1 protein-coding gene is annotated in these 238 nt (G+C 63.9%); it reads right to left on the reverse strand.

Features of this window, described 5'->3' with window-relative positions; all coding sequences use genetic code 11:
* The coding region (locus SB751_RS35060; RefSeq protein ID WP_410749624.1) for a DUF2252 family protein at nt 1-238 on the reverse strand (238 nt) is incomplete at both ends.

Below are 238 nucleotides of genomic sequence, written 5' to 3' on the forward strand. Positions count from 1 at the left end.
CGGTCATCGGCTGCAGCAGGTCGATCAGCGGATCGTACTGACGACCCAGCGAGACCGTGCCGCCTTGCGTCGAATTCAGGCCGACAACGAGCCGCTTCAGGTCCCATTCCCACGGTCCGGGCGCGACCTCATCAAAGTCGTTCAGGTCGAACACCAGTTGTCGCTCGGGCGTGGCGAAGCCGCCGAAGTTGAGCAGATGGCCGTCGCCGCAGATCTGCATGACCATGCCGGTGTTCGG

This window comes from Cupriavidus sp. SIMBA_020 (genome assembly GCF_046535395.1).
Lineage (GTDB): Bacteria > Pseudomonadota > Gammaproteobacteria > Burkholderiales > Burkholderiaceae > Cupriavidus > Cupriavidus campinensis.